The sequence below is a fragment of the Streptomyces sp. NPDC041713 genome (genome assembly GCF_055591085.1).
The window spans coordinates 430269-445666 of record NZ_JBVIZY010000003.1 but is presented as its reverse complement, the minus strand read 5'-3'; the positions used below and the strand labels follow the sequence as shown (position 1 = coordinate 445666).

The 15398-nt window shown below is 70.6% G+C and carries 14 protein-coding genes; 8 read left to right on the top strand and 6 right to left on the bottom strand.

Features of this window, described 5'->3' with window-relative positions; all coding sequences use genetic code 11:
- Positions 1-101: 101 nt before the first annotated feature.
- The gene (locus ACZ6CV_RS11635) at positions 102-650 is read left to right on the top strand and encodes a bacterial proteasome activator family protein (protein ID WP_362376503.1); all 549 of its coding nucleotides are present in this window, start codon (positions 102-104) and stop codon (positions 648-650) included.
- Between the two features lie 94 nt (positions 651-744).
- Here ACZ6CV_RS11635 and ACZ6CV_RS11630 read toward each other — a convergent pair whose 3' ends face one another.
- On the bottom strand, positions 745-2418 hold the full coding sequence (locus ACZ6CV_RS11630; protein ID WP_469250642.1) for a protein kinase domain-containing protein: 1674 nt from the start codon (positions 2416-2418) through the stop codon (positions 745-747).
- Between the two features lie 308 nt (positions 2419-2726).
- On the opposite strand from ACZ6CV_RS11630, the gene ACZ6CV_RS11625 reads away from it, so the two are divergent.
- Positions 2727-4289 carry a protein kinase domain-containing protein gene (locus ACZ6CV_RS11625; protein WP_469250641.1) on the top strand — a complete coding sequence of 521 codons (1563 nt, stop codon included), beginning with the start codon at positions 2727-2729 and terminating at the stop codon, positions 4287-4289.
- Positions 4290-4384: 95 nt separating this feature from the next.
- Here ACZ6CV_RS11625 and ACZ6CV_RS11620 read toward each other — a convergent pair whose 3' ends face one another.
- On the bottom strand, positions 4385-4816 hold the full coding sequence (locus ACZ6CV_RS11620) for a pyridoxamine 5'-phosphate oxidase family protein (protein ID WP_469250640.1): 432 nt from the start codon (positions 4814-4816) through the stop codon (positions 4385-4387).
- A 150-nt stretch (positions 4817-4966) separates the two neighbouring features.
- Positions 4967-5626 carry a response regulator gene (locus ACZ6CV_RS11615; RefSeq protein ID WP_469250639.1) on the bottom strand — a complete coding sequence of 220 codons (660 nt, stop codon included), beginning with the start codon at positions 5624-5626 and terminating at the stop codon, positions 4967-4969.
- Between the two features lie 420 nt (positions 5627-6046).
- Between ACZ6CV_RS11615 and pdhA the strand changes: the two genes are divergently transcribed.
- From pdhA to ACZ6CV_RS11600, 3 genes are read left to right on the top strand one after another with little or no spacing between them, the layout of a single operon-like run.
- Positions 6047-7246 (top strand): pyruvate dehydrogenase (acetyl-transferring) E1 component subunit alpha, encoded by a 1200-nt coding sequence (gene pdhA, locus ACZ6CV_RS11610; protein WP_469250638.1) that lies wholly within the window; start codon positions 6047-6049, stop codon positions 7244-7246.
- Between the two features lie 32 nt (positions 7247-7278).
- Entirely contained in the window at positions 7279-8244 is a 966-nt protein-coding gene (locus tag ACZ6CV_RS11605) for an alpha-ketoacid dehydrogenase subunit beta (RefSeq protein WP_362376668.1), read from the top strand.
- A 10-nt stretch (positions 8245-8254) separates the two neighbouring features.
- Positions 8255-9745, top strand: a complete 1491-nt coding sequence (locus tag ACZ6CV_RS11600) for a dihydrolipoamide acetyltransferase family protein (protein ID WP_469250637.1) — start codon at positions 8255-8257, stop codon at positions 9743-9745.
- Between the two features lie 94 nt (positions 9746-9839).
- On the opposite strand, the gene ACZ6CV_RS11595 is transcribed toward ACZ6CV_RS11600, so the two are convergent.
- Positions 9840-10673, bottom strand: a complete 834-nt coding sequence (locus ACZ6CV_RS11595) for a D-alanyl-D-alanine carboxypeptidase family protein (protein WP_469250895.1) — start codon at positions 10671-10673, stop codon at positions 9840-9842.
- Positions 10674-10963: 290 nt separating this feature from the next.
- Here ACZ6CV_RS11595 and ACZ6CV_RS11590 point away from each other — a divergent pair, with 290 nt between their 5' ends.
- A complete protein-coding gene (locus ACZ6CV_RS11590; RefSeq protein ID WP_469250636.1) occupies positions 10964-11644 on the top strand; it encodes a GntR family transcriptional regulator in 681 nt (226 codons plus the stop codon).
- Positions 11641-12951, top strand: coding sequence for an MFS transporter (locus ACZ6CV_RS11585; protein ID WP_469250635.1), 1311 nt, complete (start codon positions 11641-11643; stop codon positions 12949-12951). Before ACZ6CV_RS11590 ends, ACZ6CV_RS11585 begins: the two co-directional genes overlap by 4 nt.
- 27 nt (positions 12952-12978) lie before the next feature.
- Here ACZ6CV_RS11585 and ACZ6CV_RS11580 read toward each other — a convergent pair whose 3' ends face one another.
- The gene (locus ACZ6CV_RS11580) at positions 12979-13803 is read right to left on the bottom strand and encodes a maleylpyruvate isomerase family mycothiol-dependent enzyme (RefSeq protein ID WP_469250634.1); all 825 of its coding nucleotides are present in this window, start codon (positions 13801-13803) and stop codon (positions 12979-12981) included.
- A gap of 144 nt (positions 13804-13947) precedes the next feature.
- Between ACZ6CV_RS11580 and ACZ6CV_RS11575 the strand changes: the two genes are divergently transcribed.
- A complete protein-coding gene (locus ACZ6CV_RS11575; RefSeq protein ID WP_469250633.1) occupies positions 13948-14754 on the top strand; it encodes a carbon-nitrogen family hydrolase in 807 nt (268 codons plus the stop codon).
- A gap of 133 nt (positions 14755-14887) precedes the next feature.
- Here ACZ6CV_RS11575 and ACZ6CV_RS11570 read toward each other — a convergent pair whose 3' ends face one another.
- The gene (locus ACZ6CV_RS11570; RefSeq protein WP_355812383.1) at positions 14888-15394 is read right to left on the bottom strand and encodes an LURP-one-related/scramblase family protein; all 507 of its coding nucleotides are present in this window, start codon (positions 15392-15394) and stop codon (positions 14888-14890) included.
- Positions 15395-15398 lie beyond the last annotated feature (4 nt).

The window sequence follows — 15398 nt, the reverse complement described above, 5'->3', positions numbered from 1 at the left end:
CCCCGTATGGAGGGGTGGAGCAACCCCGTATGGAGGGGGTGGATCAACCGCGTATGGGGGCACCACCGATGTGTGACGTACGGGTGCGAGAGAATGGCGGCATGGAGATGCCGAGGAACGAACGGTCGCCGGAGAGCCCCCAGGTCCTGGTCGTGGGCCAGGACGGAATGGCTCTCGGTGGCGGCGGAGACGACGAATCCCGCGAGGTTCCGGTGACGGAGATGGTCGAACAGCCGGCCAAGGTCATGCGCATCGGCAGCATGATCAAGCAGCTGCTGGAGGAGGTGCGGGCGGCTCCTCTCGACGAGGCGAGCCGGGTGCGGCTCAAGGAGATCCACGCCAGCTCGGTCAAGGAGCTGGAGGACGGTCTCGCCCCGGAGCTCGTCGAGGAGCTGGAGCGGCTCTCCCTGCCCTTCACGGACGAGTCGACGCCCAGCGACGCGGAACTGCGCATCGCGCAGGCCCAGTTGGTCGGCTGGCTCGAAGGCCTCTTCCACGGGATCCAGACGACGCTGTTCGCGCAGCAGATGGCGGCGCGGGCGCAGCTGGAGTCGATGCGGCGGGCGCTGCCGCCCGGCGTGGGCGGCGGCGACGAGGAGGACGAGCCGGGCGGCGGCCTCGCCGGCCGCACGGGAGGCCCGTACCTCTAGGACTGCGGAGATACCCGCACGCGAAGGGGCTCGGTACGCACACCGCGTACCGAGCCCCTTGCGTGGTGGACCAGAAGAAGGGGAGCCGCGTCCGTCAGGACGGGTTGCCCGTGGAGACGTCGAACTGGATGTCGACGTTCTTCGGGTCGATCTCCGTGCCCTCCTTGGGCGCCTGCCGCATGACGGTGTCCTCGCCGTAGGCGTTCTCGTCGATCTTGCGCACGTCGGACTGCCAGCCGGCGGCCTGGAGACAGCTCTGGACGGACTTCCAGTCCTTGAACGTGAAGTCAGGGACCTTGATCTTGTTCTCGTCGTTGTAACCCGGCTCCGGGTCCGTGCACTTCTCGGTCTCGAGCGTGTTGTTGCGTTCGGGCCCCTTGTGCCCCGCCACCGGCGCCTTCGCCTTGTCGCCGCCGGCCTCCTTGTCGCCGTCGTCGCCGCTGAGGGAGACCGCCGCGATCAGGCCGCCGATGGCGAGCAGGGCGACGACGATCGAGCCGACGATCACCGGCATGTTCCGCTTGCCGCCACCGGAGCCACCCGAGCCGTTCGCGGGCGACGTCGTCGCGGGCTGCGGCGAGAGGTTGTACGGCGGCGGGGTGTGCACCCCTTGCGGCACCCCTTGCGGCACCCCCTGCTGCGGCGCGTACGCGTTGACCGGCGGCGGCGTCTGGTAGCCGTGCTGCTGCGGGTAGCCGTAGCCCGGCGTCGGCGCGGGGGTGGGGGCCGGGGTGGACGGGCCGTACTGGCCGGGGCCCGTCTGGTACGGGGTCTGGACCTGGCCGTTCTGCGGCAGCGACGCGTCGACCGGCGGGAAGACCGCCGCGCCCACGCCCGCACCGCTCGCGGTCTGCGCGCCCGGCACGATGCTGGGGGCCGCCGCCTGGAAGGACTGGGCGACGCGCAGGCACTCGTCGCGCATGGCCTCGGCGGTCGGGAAGCGCTCGTTCGGGTTCTTCTTGAGCGCGCGGGCGACGATCGCGTCGACGGCGGGCGGCAGCGACCGGTTGATCGAGGAGGGGGCGACCGGCTCCTCCTGGACGTGCGCGTACGCGATGGCCAGCGGTGAGTCCGCCTCGAACGGCAGGCGGCCCGTCACCAGCTGGAAGAGCATGATGCCGACCGAGTAGAGGTCCGAGCGGGCGTCGACGCCGCGGCCCAGGGCCTGCTCGGGCGAGAGGTACTGCGGGGTGCCGACGACCATGCCGGTCTGGGTCATGGAGGTGACCCCGGACTGCATGGCGCGGGCGATGCCGAAGTCCATGACCTTCACGACGTTGCGCTTGGTCATCATCACGTTGCCGGGCTTGATGTCGCGGTGGACCAGGCCCATCTCGTGGCTGATCTCCAGCGCGGCCAGCACATCCGCGGTGATCTTCAGCGCCTGGTCGGTCGACATCGCGCCGAACTGCGTGACGGAGGCGTCGAGCACGGAGCCGAGCGGCTTGCCCTCCACGTACTCCATGACGATGTACGGCATCGTCGCGCCGTCCAACTCGTCCTCGCCGGTGTCGAAGACGGACACGATGTTGGTGTGCGTGAGCTTCGCCACCGACTGCGCCTCGCGCCGGAAGCGCTCGCGGAAGGACTGCTCGCGGCCCAGCTCGGTGTGGAGCGTCTTGATGGCGACCTGGCGGTCGAGCACGGTGTCGTAGGCGAGATGGACCGACGCCATGCCGCCCTCGCCGAGCAGATCGCGCAGTTGGTAGCGGCCACCGGCCAGCGAACGCCCCGCGTACCGCCCCTGTGCGCCGTCCTGACTGCTCATCTCGTGCGTCCCCCATCGGCGCGGTTGCCGGACGGCTCCGCGGCTGGTGATCGATTTACCGCTTATTCCAGGCCAAGTCTGCCCCAGGACGATGACGCGTCAAGCTCGGTGCCCGTTCCGTGACCGTACGCGCAAGAAGCGTCTCGGAAGCGTTACAAGTTTGCGCACGGGACCGTGTGGCGGCTTTGATGTCCGGTCCACCTCGAACCGGGGGGTGTCCCGAAGGCTGTAGCGTGGCCCGACGGAGTACCCCGTACCGCGACGTACTCAGTACCAAGTACCACGACCAGAAACGACGGCGAGGACTGATGGCACAGACGCAGCGCGCTCAGGGCCCGTCCGACCCCGAGGCGACTGGCGGCGGTATGTCAGACGCGCCCGAATTGTGGGGGAACGGCGGGCTCGTCGGCGATGGCCGGTACCGGCTGACCCGCAGACTCGGCCGGGGCGGCATGGCCGAGGTGTTCGCGGCCGAGGACGTACGTCTCGGGCGCACCGTCGCGGTCAAGCTGCTCCGCTCCGACCTCGCCGAGGACCCGGTCTCCAAGGCCCGTTTCACGCGTGAGGCACAGTCCGTCGCGGGCCTGAACCACCACGCCGTGGTCGCGGTGTACGACTCCGGTGAAGACGTCGTCGGACCGAACGTCGTCCCGTACATCGTCATGGAGATCGTCGAGGGCCGGACGATCCGCGATCTGCTGATCAACGCGGAGGCGCCGGGCCCCGAGCAGGCGCTCATCATCGTCTCCGGCGTCCTCGAAGCGCTGGCCTATTCGCACCAGCACGGCATCGTGCACCGCGACATCAAGCCCGCCAACGTGATCATCACCGAGACCGGCGCGGTGAAGGTGATGGACTTCGGCATCGCGCGCGCCCTGCACGGCGCCCAGTCGACGATGACCCAGACCGGCATGGTCATGGGCACCCCGCAGTACCTCTCGCCCGAGCAGGCGCTCGGCAAGGCCGTCGACCACCGCTCCGACCTGTACGCGACCGGCTGTCTGCTCTACGAACTCCTCGCGCTGCGGCCCCCGTTCACCGGTGAGACGCCGCTCTCCGTGGTCTACCAGCACGTCCAGGACCAGGCCGTGCCGCCGTCCGAGGTCTCCGACGCGTCGCCGCCGGAGCTGGACGGACTCGTCATGCGCTCCCTCGCCAAGGACCCGGACGACCGGTTCCAGACGGCCGAGGAGATGCGCGGACTCGTCCAGTACGGGCTGCAGATGCTGCACGAGCAGGGCAGCCACACGGGCACCTGGAACACCGGCCCCGTCGCGATGCACGAGGGCGGCAGCACCCCGGCCATGGGCGTCGCCGGCACCGCCGCGATGGCCCACCCGGACTCCGGCACCGCGCAGATCCCGAGCCCCATGCTGCGCCCGCCGGGCGACGACGGCGGCTTCGACGGCGGGCCGCGCGGCGGCAAGGGCGGCCGCGGCAAGGTGTTGATCTTCGTCGTCCTGGCGATCATCGCCATCGCGGTGGGCGTCGCCTTCGCGCTGAGCGCGAGCGACAACAAGGACCACAAGTCCCCGCCGAAGACTCCCGCGACGAAGCACTCCCAGTCCAAGGAGCCGAGCAAGAGCGCGTCCGAGGACCCGACGGACGACGCCACGGACCCGGGCACCGACACCGGCGGCGAGACGGACTACGACCCGCCGACGTCGGACCCGACCAACAACACGAACCCCTCCACGCGCCCGACGACGCCGTCCGGCAACCCCACCACGCCGACCTCGCAGCCGAGCACGCAGGACCCGACGACCGACCCGACGACCGGCCCGACGGACGACCCGCCGGACCCCACCGAGCCGACGGACGACGGTGGCGGCGACGGTGACCCGGTGAGCGACAACGGCGACGGGGCCTGAGCCCTTTCCGGCCGGGGTCTTCCGGTTGGGCTCTTCCGGCCGGGGGCCTCTGGCCGGGGTCTTCCGGCCGGGCGCCGGGCCGCGCCTCCGCGTGACTACCGCGTGCGCTGCAGCAGCACGTCCCGGCCCGCCGGCACCGAGTGCACCGTGCTGAACTGCGGCTCTATCCGCAGGTAGACCGGGTCGAAGAGGCCGCCGTCCACGAAGTGGGGGCCGGGGCCGAAGAGTTCGAGCTCCGCGTTGGTCGGCTCGATCCGCTCGCAGTGGCCGACGCACTGCACGGTCCACCGGCCCTCGCGGGCGTCCGCCGCGTCGAGGTTGTCCGCGCCGTACGCGACGACGCTGCCGACGCAGGCCCGGTGGTAGCCGTATCCCTTGTGCATGCGCAGCAGGATCCTGCCCTCCACCACGATGTGCCGGGCCGCCGCGAGGAAGGGCAGCGCGCGCATGCTGGTCGCCACCCTGCCGTAGTCGGTGCGGCTGAGCAGGTCGAAGGCGAGCTGTTCATCGGTGGGCGTGGTCGGCATGTCCCCCACCCTGGTTCATGGACGGGGTGTCGGGAAAGGGGACCCCGCCCCCATCGACGGAGGACGTAAGTCCCGCAACCGTCGGCCGCTCCGGGCCGTCAGCCGCGCCGGGCGGTCAGCCGCCAGTGACGTCAGCCGCTCCGGACGGCGTCAGTGCCTCTCCGCCTGCATCCGCGCCACGTACGCCGCCGCCTGTGAGCGCCGTTCCATGCCCAGCTTCGAGAGCAGGCTGGAGACGTAGTTCTTGATCGTCTTCTCGGCGAGGTGCAGCCGCTCGCCGATGACGCGGTTGGTCAGGCCCTCGCCGATCAGGTCGAGGATCTTCCGCTCCTGCTCGGTGAGGTTGGCCAGGCGGTCGTCGCCCTTGGCGTTGTTGCCGTCGCGCAGCCGCTCCAGGACCCGGGCGGTGGCCACCGGGTCGAGCAGGGACTTGCCGGCCGCCACGTCCCGCACCGCGGTCAGCAGCTCATTGCCGCGGATGGCCTTGAGGACATAACCGGAGGCACCGGCCATGATCGCGTCGAAGAGCGCCTCGTCGTCGGCGAACGAGGTGAGCATCAGGCATTTGATGTCCTCGTTCTGCGAACGGATCTCGCGGCACACCTCGACACCGCTGCCGTCCGGCAGGCGCACGTCGAGCACGGCTACGTCGGGCCGCGTCGCGGGGATCCTGACCAGGGCGTCCGCCGCGGTTCCGGCCTCGCCGACGACCTCGATGTCGGACTCCACGGACAGCAGCTCATGGACTCCCCGGCGGACCACTTCATGATCGTCGAGGAGAAATACCGTAATTTTTCCGTCTTCGCGCACGGGGCCAGTCTCACACACGATCTCTTTCCGCGCCTGAGCGCAACCCTTCCCGTCGCCGGGGTGGCCGGGATAACGTGCCGGTGTTCCGGCCCCCTGCCAGGCTGTGATCAGTGCTGTGACCAGGAAGTGTTCCCGATTTTCTCGATTTACTCGGAAATCCGAGCAGTCACGCGAGTGGCCGTTTACTTGGAAATCCAAGCAAATTCGCAGGTCAGATGGGGTTTCACAGAAATGGGAAGCACTGGGTAACGTGTTTTGTGCAGGGCGTTCGCCGGGGCACCTGTCACGCCTGTTCCCGGCCGAGTCGCACCCACCCCGTGCGCGGGCACGGACAGGCGAGCCGCTTCCCCAGCTCCCAACGAGCACGGGGAACCCCAGTCACCCGGTAACCCCGGGGGCCGGACCGACGGAGGAGCACACGTGACCGTGGAGAGCACCGCCGCGCGCAAACCGCGCCGCAGCAGTACGGGCGGCGGCAAGCGCGCCGGGACGAAAAAGGCCGCGCCGCACAAGAGCACGGAGCCGGAACTCGTTCAGCTGCTGACCCCCGAGGGCAAGCGGGTCGAGAACGCGGAGAACGCGGTGTACGACGCGTACGTCGCCGACATCACCGCCGAGGAGCTGCGCGGCCTGTACCGCGACATGGTCCTCACCCGCCGCTTCGACGCCGAGGCCACCTCCCTGCAGCGCCAGGGCGAGCTGGGCCTGTGGGCCTCGCTGCTCGGCCAGGAGGCCGCCCAGATCGGTTCGGGCCGTGCCACCCGCGAGGACGACTACGTCTTCCCGACCTACCGCGAGCACGGCGTGGCCTGGTGCCGCGGGGTCGACCCGACCAACCTGCTCGGCATGTTCCGGGGCGTGAACCACGGCGGCTGGGACCCGAACACCAATAACTTCCACCTGTACACGATCGTCATCGGCTCGCAGACGCTGCACGCCACCGGCTACGCCATGGGCGTCGCCAAGGACGGTGCCGACTCGGCCGTGCTCGCGTACTTCGGTGACGGCGCGTCCAGCCAGGGCGACGTGGCGGAGGCGTTCACGTTCTCCGCGGTCTACAACTCCCCGGTCGTGTTCATCTGCCAGAACAACCAGTGGGCGATCTCCGAGCCCACCGAGAAGCAGACCCGGGTGCCGCTCTACCAGCGCGCGCAGGGCTTCGGCTTCCCCGGTGTGCGGGTCGACGGCAACGACGTGCTCGCCATGCTCGCCGTCACCAAGTGGGCCCTGGAGCGGGCCCGCTCCGGCGAGGGCCCCGCGCTGATCGAGGCGTTCACCTACCGCATGGGTGCGCACACCACCTCCGACGACCCGACCAAGTACCGCAGGGACGAGGAGCGGGAGGCCTGGGAGGCCAAGGACCCGATCCTGCGGCTGCGGGCGTACCTGGAGTCCGAAGGTCACGCTGATGAGGGATTCTTCGCGGAACTCGAGGACGAGAGCGAAGCGTTGGGCAAGCGAGTGCGAGAGGTGGTGCGGGCGATGCCGGATCCGGGCCTGATGGCCATTTTCGAGAACGTCTACGCCGACGGGCACGCGCTGGTCGACGAGGAGCGCGCCCAGTTCGTCGCCTACCAGGCGTCGTTCGCGGACGCCCCCGCGGGCGGGGAGGGCAAGTGACCATGGCTGTTCAGACTGCGACATCCAAGAGCATGCCCATCGCCAAGGCGATCAACGAATCGCTGCGCACCGCGCTGGAGAACGACCCGAAGGTCCTCGTCATGGGTGAGGACGTCGGCAAGCTCGGCGGCGTCTTCCGTGTGACGGACGGGCTGCAGAAGGACTTCGGCGAAGAGCGGATCATCGACACCCCGCTCGCCGAGTCGGGCATCGTCGGCACCGCCATCGGCCTCGCCCTGCGGGGCTACCGCCCGGTGGTGGAGATCCAGTTCGACGGCTTCGTCTTCCCGGCGTACGACCAGATCGTCACGCAGCTCGCGAAGATGCACGCGCGGTCGCTCGGCAAGATCAAGATGCCGGTCGTCATCCGCATTCCGTACGGCGGCGGCATCGGCGCCGTCGAGCACCACAGCGAGTCCCCCGAGACGCTGTTCGCGCACGTCGCGGGTCTCAAGGTGGTCTCTCCCTCGAACGCGTCGGACGCCTACTGGATGATGCAGCAGGCCATCCAGAGCGACGACCCGGTGATCTTCTTCGAGCCGAAGCGGCGGTACTGGGACAAGGGCGAGGTCGACAAGGAGGCGATCCCGGGCCCCCTGCACAAGGCCGTCGTCGCCCGCGAGGGCAGCGACCTCACGCTCGCCGCGTACGGCCCGATGGTGAAGGTCTGCCTGGAGGCGGCCGCGGCCGCCGCCGAGGAGGGCAAGTCCCTGGAGGTCGTGGACCTGCGCTCGATGTCGCCGATCGACTTCGACACGGTGCAGTCCTCGGTCGAGAAGACCCGCCGCCTGGTCGTGGTCCACGAGGCGCCGGTCTTCCTCGGTACGGGCGCGGAGATCGCCGCCCGCATCACCGAGCGGTGCTTCTACCACCTGGAGGCGCCCGTGCTGCGGGTCGGCGGCTATCACGCGCCGTACCCGCCGGCGCGCCTGGAGGAGGAGTACCTGCCGGGTCTTGACCGGGTGCTCGACACCGTCGACCGCTCGCTTGCGTACTGAGGAGAGGAGCGTGACGACGATGACTGAGACCGCTCTTGCCGAGTTCAAGATGCCCGACGTGGGCGAGGGACTCACCGAGGCCGAGATCCTCAAGTGGTACGTGGCGCCGGGTGACGAGGTCACCGACGGCCAGGTCGTGTGCGAGGTCGAGACGGCCAAGGCCGCGGTCGAGCTGCCGATCCCCTTCAACGGTGTCGTACGGGAGCTGCGCTTCCCCGAGGGCACCACGGTCGACGTCGGCCAGGTGATCATCGCGGTCGACGTGTCCGGTGGTGCGGGTGCCGTGGCGGCGCCCGAGCAGGTGGCCGTGCCCGAACCGGCGCCCGCGGCGGCCGAGCCCGCGGCTGCCCAGGGGGAGACCGAACCCACCGCCCCGGCCGGGCGCCAGCCCGTGCTCGTGGGGTACGGGGTGGCCGAGTCCTCGACGAAGCGGCGGGCCCGCAAGGCGGCCGTCCCGCAGCGGACCGACGGGCCGCCCGCCGGCGCGCGCCAGGCGGTCCAGGCCGAGCTGAACGGCACCGGCGTCCCCGCCGCGCCGCCCGTGGCCCCGGCACCGCCCGGCACCGGCACCAACGGCGCGCGCCCGCTGGCCAAGCCGCCCGTCCGCAAGCTCGCCAAGGACCTCGGCGTCGACCTGGCGACGGTCGTCCCGTCCGGACCCGACGGGATCATCACCCGCGAGGACGTGCACGCGGCGGTGGCCCCGGCCGCCGAGTCCGTAACCGCGCCGCAGCCCGCGCAGCCGGCCCAGGCCCCCGCCCCGGCGGCGGCCGCCCCCGCCTCCGCGGCGGGCACGGACGCCCGGGAGACCCGCATCCCGGTCAAGGGCGTCCGCAAGGCCACCGCGCAGGCGATGGTCGGCTCGGCGTTCACGGCGCCGCACGTCACGGAGTTCGTGACGATCGACGTGACGCGCACGATGAAGCTGGTCGACGAGCTCAAGCAGGACAAGGCGTTCGAGGGCCTTCGGGTCAACCCGCTGCTGCTGATCTCCAAGGCCCTGCTCGTGGCGATCAAGCGGAACCCCGACGTCAACGCCGCCTGGGACGAGCCGAACCAGGAGATCGTCCAGAAGCACTACGTGAACCTGGGCATCGCCGCGGCCACCCCGCGCGGTCTGATCGTGCCGAACATCAAGGACGCGCACGCCAAGACCCTGCCGGAACTGGCCGCGTCCCTGGGCGAGTTGGTGTCGACCGCGCGCGCGGGCAAGACCTCGCCCGGCGACATGCAGGGCGGCACGGTGACGATCACGAACGTCGGCGTCTTCGGCGTCGACACGGGCACGCCGATCCTCAACCCCGGCGAGTCCGCGATTCTCGCGGTCGGCGCGATCAAGCTCCAGCCGTGGGTGCACAAGGGCAAGGTGAAGCCCCGTCAGGTGACGACGCTCGCGCTCTCCTTCGACCACCGCCTGGTGGACGGGGAGCTCGGCTCCAAGGTGCTGGCCGACGTGGCGGCGATCCTGGAGCGGCCGAAGCGGCTGCTGACCTGGGCGTAGCTCCCGAAGGCGCCCGCCGGCGCACCGGACGTACGCAGAAGGGGCCCGCCGCGATCGTCGCGGCGGGCCCCTTCGGGGTTCAACAGGCCTGCGGTCAGGCGACCTTGAAGCCGTAGTCGAGCAGCTTCTTCGCGTCCGCCGTGCGGTTGTTCACGGAGGACGAGGTGAGCACCGTACCGACGACGGTCTTGCCGCTGCGGGTCGCCGCGAAGACGAGGCAGTACTTCGCCTCGGGGCCGGAGCCCGTCTTCACGCCGATGGCGCCGCGGTAGGAGCTGAGCAGGTTGTTCGTGTTGGACCACGACATGTAGCGGTAGCCGCCGCTCTTCGTCGTGACCTTCTGCTTCGTCGACTTGGTCTTCACGACGGAGCGGAACGTGGAGTACTTCAGGGCGTTGCTCGCGAGCTTCGTCAGGTCGCGCGGCGTCGAGTAGTTGCTGCCGTTGCCGATGCCGTCGAACGAGTCGAAGTGCGTGTTCTTCAGGTTCAGGTTCTTCGCCGTCGCGTTCATCTGGCCGATGAAGCTCTTCACGCGCTTGGCACGGGTCGAGCCCTTGCCGAACTTGTCCGCGAGCGCGTACGCCGCGTCGCAGCCGGACGGCAGCATCAGACCGTAGAGCAGCTGGCGGACGGTGACCTTGTCACCGACGATCAGCCGCGCCGACGACGCGCTGTTCCTGACGATGTAGTCGCTGTAGGCCTTCTGGACCGTGACCTTGGAGTTCAGGTTCAGGTTCCGCTGGCCGAGCACGACGCGCGCCGTCATTATCTTCGTCGTGGAGCCGGTGGAGCGGCGGGTGTCGGCGGCCTTGGTGTACAGGCTCTTTCCCGTCGCGTTGTTCATCGCATAGCCGCCCTTGGCGACGATGGACGGCTTCGGCGGGGCGGCCGCGTGGGCCGTAGTGGTGAGGGCGCCGCCGGCCAGCATCGCGCTCGCGGTGACGAGTACGGCCGATGTGCGACGTACGCCCTTAATGCCGGTAATCAAGTTGAATACTCCAAATGCCCCTGGGCTGCGGCTGCATGAGGATGCCGCTCACTCAGTAGACGAGTGAGACGGGCCGATGGATGTGCCGGAAGTGCCGTGAATTCTGCGGGGTGCCCGCCAACGTCTGCGGGGCGCCCGCCACGTCTGCGGGGTACCCGCCCTGCGTCTGCGGGGTGCCCGGCATGTGGACGGGGATTCCGGCGTATCCCTGTTGTATCTATGCTGTGCGCATGCCAGCCACCGCCCTCGCCGCCACCGACCGCCCCCCGGCCACCAAGCGGCCCCCCGCCGCCGAGCGCGTCTACGCCCACGTCAAGCAGGCCGTCCTGGAGCGCCGCTACGAGGGCGGCACGCTCCTCACCGAGGGCGAGCTCGCCGAGGCCGTGGGGGTGTCCCGCACGCCGGTGCGCGAGGCGCTGCTCAAGCTGGAGGTCGAGGGGCTGCTGCGGCTCTACCCGAAGAAGGGCGCCCTCGTCCTGCCCGTCTCCGCCCAGGAGATCGCGGACGTCGTCGAGACCCGGCTGCTCGTCGAGACGCACGCGGTGCGCAAGGCGGTCCCGGCGCCCGCGCCGCTGATCGCCCGGCTCACCGAGCTCCTCGCCCGGCAGCGCGACCAGGCCGCCGCCGGGGACCTCGCCGCGGCCGCCGTCACCGACCGCTGCTTCCACGCGGAGATCGTCCGCAGCGGCGGCAACGAGATCCTCTCGCGCCTCTACGACCAGCTGCGCGACCGGCAGTTGCGGATGGGCGTCGCCGTGATGCACTCCCACCCCGACCGGATCGCCAAGACGCTCAGCGAGCACGAGGAGATCCTCGACGCGCTGCGCCGCGGCGACGCGGAGGCGGCCGTCGGCGTCGTCACCCGGCACGTCGGCTGGTTCCAGAACCTGGCCCGGGGTGACGTCCGATGAGCTCCGCGGGCACCGCCCCCGTCTCCCTGCCCGGCGATCCCCCCGGCGGCAGGAAGGCCGTCCTCGTCTGGTCCATCGGCGTCGCCGTCTACTTCGTCGCCGTCATCTTCCGCACGTCCCTCGGCGTCGCGGGGCTCGACGCCGCCGACCGCTTCCACGTCAACGCCTCCGCCCTGTCGACCTTCTCCATCCTCCAACTGCTCGTCTACGCGGGCATGCAGATACCCGTCGGCCTGATGGTGGACCGGCTCGGCACCAAGAAGGTGCTGACCATCGGCGTCGTCCTCTTCACCGTCGGCCAGCTCGGCTTCGCCTTCTCGCCCACGTACGCGACGGCGCTCGTCTCCCGCGCCCTGCTCGGCTGCGGCGACGCGCTGACCTTCATCAGCGTCCTGCGGCTCGGCACCCGCTGGTTCCCGGCCCGGCGCGGCCCGATGGTCGCCCAGCTCGCGGGGCTCGTCGGCATGGCGGGCAACCTCGTCTCGACCCTCGTCCTGGCCCGGCTGCTGCACTCCGTCGGCTGGACCGCGGCGTTCGCGGGCAGCGCGCTGTGCGGCGTCGTCGTCCTCGTGCTGATGACGCTCTTCCTCAAGGACCACCCCGAGGGCCACGAGCCCGAGCCGGCCGCGCACAGCGGCGCCGCCTACGTCCGCAAGCAGATCGCCCTGTCCTGGCGGGAGCCCGGCACCCGGCTCGGCCTGTGGGTGCACTTCACCACGCAGTTCCCCGCGATGGTCTTCCTGCTCCTGTGGGGCCTGCCGTTCCTCGTCGAGGCGCAGGGCCTGTCCCGCGCGGCGGCCGGTGAGCTGCTCACGCTCGTCGTGCTCTCCAACATGGTGATCGGCCTCGTCTACGGGCAGATCGTGGCCCGGCACCACGCCGCCCGCCTCCCGCTGGCGCTCGGCACCATCGGGGCGACCGCCACGGCCTGGGCGGCCACCCTCGCCCACCCCGGCGACCACGCCCCGCTGTGGCTCCTGATGGTGCTCTGCACGGTGCTCGGCGCCTGCGGGCCCGCCTCCATGATCGGCTTCGACTTCGCGCGGCCCGCCAACCCGCCGGAGCGGCAGGGCACGGCGTCCGGCATCACCAACATGGGCGGCTTCGTCGCCTCCATGACGACGCTGCTCGCGATCGGCGTGCTGCTCGACGCGACCGGCGACAACTACCGGGTGGCGTTCTCCGCCGTCTTCGTCCTGGAGGCGCTCGGGGTCTGCCAGATCCTGCGGCTCAAGGCGCGGGCGGTGCGCAGGGAGCGGGAGCAGCTGGTCGCCAGCCGGGTCGAGGCCGTGCACGTCCCGGCGTGAGCCTGCGCCGCGCGGGGCGCCCCCGGCTCACGGGGTGACCGCGAAGTCCCGCAGGATCGCCTCCGCGAGGTCGTGGTCGCCCTCGGCCTTGATCCGGTCGGCGACGGCCGCGTACGTCACCCGGCCGCAGGCGAGCCGGAAGTACGTCTCCCAGTCCAGGCCGATGGTGGCGAGCGGGCCGAGGGAGGGGGCGTTGTCGACGGTGCCCTTGCCGTCGGCGTCCACGCGGACCGTGCGCAGGAACTCGACAGGGCCGCTGACGTCGAGGACGACCGCCGAGTTCGCGGGGGCGCCCGCGTTCACCGCGACGACCTTGGCGAGCCCCTGCAGCAGCAGGTCCCGGGCGACGTACGCCCCGGGGGAGTCGAGGTTGCCGGGCTTGCGCAGCGTCGTACGGAGGTCCTGTTCGTGCACCCACACGTCGAACGCCCGCAGTCGCATGGCCAGTTCGAGGGTCTGCTCGCTGCCCAGCGGGCCGCGGATCTTCGTCTCCGGGTCGCGCGACTCGTTCCGCAGCTGACGGGTGCGGCGGATGATCGTGTACTCCAGTTCGGAGGTCATCTCCGGCGCGGTGTGGTGGCGCCGCACGTCGACCTGCATCTCCATGTACCGCTGGCCCTCGGTCTGCACGTGGTACAGGTCGCGGGGCAGGGTGTGGATGGGCCGGGGGTCGCCGAGCATCTCGCAGTCGAGGCCTATGACATGGGAGACGATGTCGCGCACCGACCAGCCGGGGCAGGGGGTGGCCCAGTTCCACTCCCCCTCGGCGAGCGGCGACACCAGCTCGGATATCGCTTCCACGGAATGCGACCAGGCATCGGCGTAGGTTTGCAGGCTGGGATGGAGACTCACGGGACCCCTTGCGGTTGTACGCGGGCGGTGGGTGTCTGAGACGTTAAGTTACGCTGCCCGCAGGCACCCCGGCAGTGCTTTCGTGTGACGATCGTAGGCTGTACTTGATGGTGTCGACGGATCGAATGCCAGGACGGTGATAGTGTGCGCGGCTCCCTGATCCAGATCGCCGTAGACGAGGGCGAACCGGTCAATTCCCGTCGGCAGCGGGTGGCTTCGCTCGTACGCGAGGTGAGCGCGCGGGACGGATCGGATCTGGTCGTCCTGCCCGAGCTGTGGACGACGGGTGCCTTCGCGTACGAGGCGTTCGCCGCCGAAGCGGAGCCCCTTGAGGGTCCCACGTACGAGGCGATGGCCAAGGCCGCGAGCGACGCGGGCGTCTGGCTGCACGCCGGGTCGATCCCCGAGCGCGGCGCCGACGGCGGCCTCTACAACACCTCGCTGGTCTTCTCCCCCGCCGGTGAACTCGCCGTCTCGTACCGCAAGATCCACCGCTTCGGCTTCGACAAGGGCGAGGCGGTGCTGATGGCGGCGGGCTCCGAGCTGGCCACGGTGCGCACCCCGGACGCCACGCTCGGCCTCGCGACCTGTTACGACCTGCGCTTCCCCGAGCTCTTCCGCGGACTCGTCGACGCGGGCGCGGAGATGTTCGTGGTGCCCGCAGGGTGGCCCGCGCGGCGCCGGGAGCACTGGCTGCTGTTCGCGCGGGCGCGGGCGGTGGAGGACCAGGTGTACGTGCTGGCGTGCGGCACCGGCGGGACGCACGCGGGGGTGCCGCAGGCCGGGCACAGCGTCGTCGTGGACCCGTGGGGCGAGGTCCTCGCGGAGGCGGGCGACGGCGAGGAGGTCCTCACGGTCGACCTCGATCCCGGGCGGGTCGCCCGGACCCGGGAGCAGTTCCCGGCACTCAAGGACCGCCGGCTGGGCCAGGCGTCGCCGCCGCGCCCCTGAGCCAGGAGGGCAGCGACGCAGTCGCGCCCTAGGGGCGCGGGGAACTGCGCGACCAGCCACAGCGAACCCGCAGCCGCGAGGCCGCAGGACGCGGCACCCCGTCAGGCGCCCGGCACGGTCCTCCGCCGCGGCTTCAGTCGTCGTCCCCGTGCCCCTCACGTTCCTTCTCCGCCAGGCGGATCACGCAGACCGCGACGGCGAGCAACAGCGCCGGATCCGCGTCCTCGCGGACGATCTGCAGGCCGTACGTCTCGCGCACGCTGAACCAGCGGCGCGACACGTCGGCCAGCAGCTCACCGTCGTACTCGATGGCGAACTCGCGGTCGAGGATCTTGCCGCTGACGTCCAGCTCCGTGCCGTCGACCAGCTCGACGCGGTAGTGGTTGCGCAGCAGCGAGAGCCGCTTGCGCTTCACCTTGGCGAGCGGCTCGCCCTCCCGCTCGATGACCATCGTGTCGCGCAGGGAGAGCATCTTGGCGTGGATGTCGACGAGCACCCGGCCCTGCATGTCCTTCAGCTCGAAGGTCTCGCGCAGGCGCATCGCCTTGCCGTCGACGAGGAAGACCTTGCGGCCCTGGTCGTCCTCGATCCAGTAGTCGTCGCCGATGCCGAGCATGCGGTCGCGTACGAGAAGTCTCATGCCG

What these genes read in the sequence shown, in the direction of transcription:
- ACZ6CV_RS11635 (WP_362376503.1), top strand. Translation starts at nt 102, where the DNA reads ATGGAGATGCCGAGGAACGAACGGTCGCCGGAGAGCCCCCAGGTCCTG.
- ACZ6CV_RS11605 (WP_362376668.1), top strand. Translation starts at nt 7,279, where the DNA reads ATGCCCATCGCCAAGGCGATCAACGAATCGCTGCGCACCGCGCTGGAG.
- ACZ6CV_RS11620 (WP_469250640.1), bottom strand. Translation starts at nt 4,816, where the DNA reads ATGCCGACCACGCCCACCGATGAACAGCTCGCCTTCGACCTGCTCAGC.
- ACZ6CV_RS11630 (WP_469250642.1), bottom strand. Translation starts at nt 2,418, where the DNA reads ATGAGCAGTCAGGACGGCGCACAGGGGCGGTACGCGGGGCGTTCGCTG.
- ACZ6CV_RS11595 (WP_469250895.1), bottom strand. Translation starts at nt 10,673, where the DNA reads ATGCTGGCCGGCGGCGCCCTCACCACTACGGCCCACGCGGCCGCCCCG.
- ACZ6CV_RS11585 (WP_469250635.1), top strand. Translation starts at nt 11,641, where the DNA reads ATGAGCTCCGCGGGCACCGCCCCCGTCTCCCTGCCCGGCGATCCCCCC.
- ACZ6CV_RS11625 (WP_469250641.1), top strand. Translation starts at nt 2,727, where the DNA reads ATGGCACAGACGCAGCGCGCTCAGGGCCCGTCCGACCCCGAGGCGACT.
- ACZ6CV_RS11590 (WP_469250636.1), top strand. Translation starts at nt 10,964, where the DNA reads ATGCCAGCCACCGCCCTCGCCGCCACCGACCGCCCCCCGGCCACCAAG.
- ACZ6CV_RS11570 (WP_355812383.1), bottom strand. Translation starts at nt 15,394, where the DNA reads ATGAGACTTCTCGTACGCGACCGCATGCTCGGCATCGGCGACGACTAC.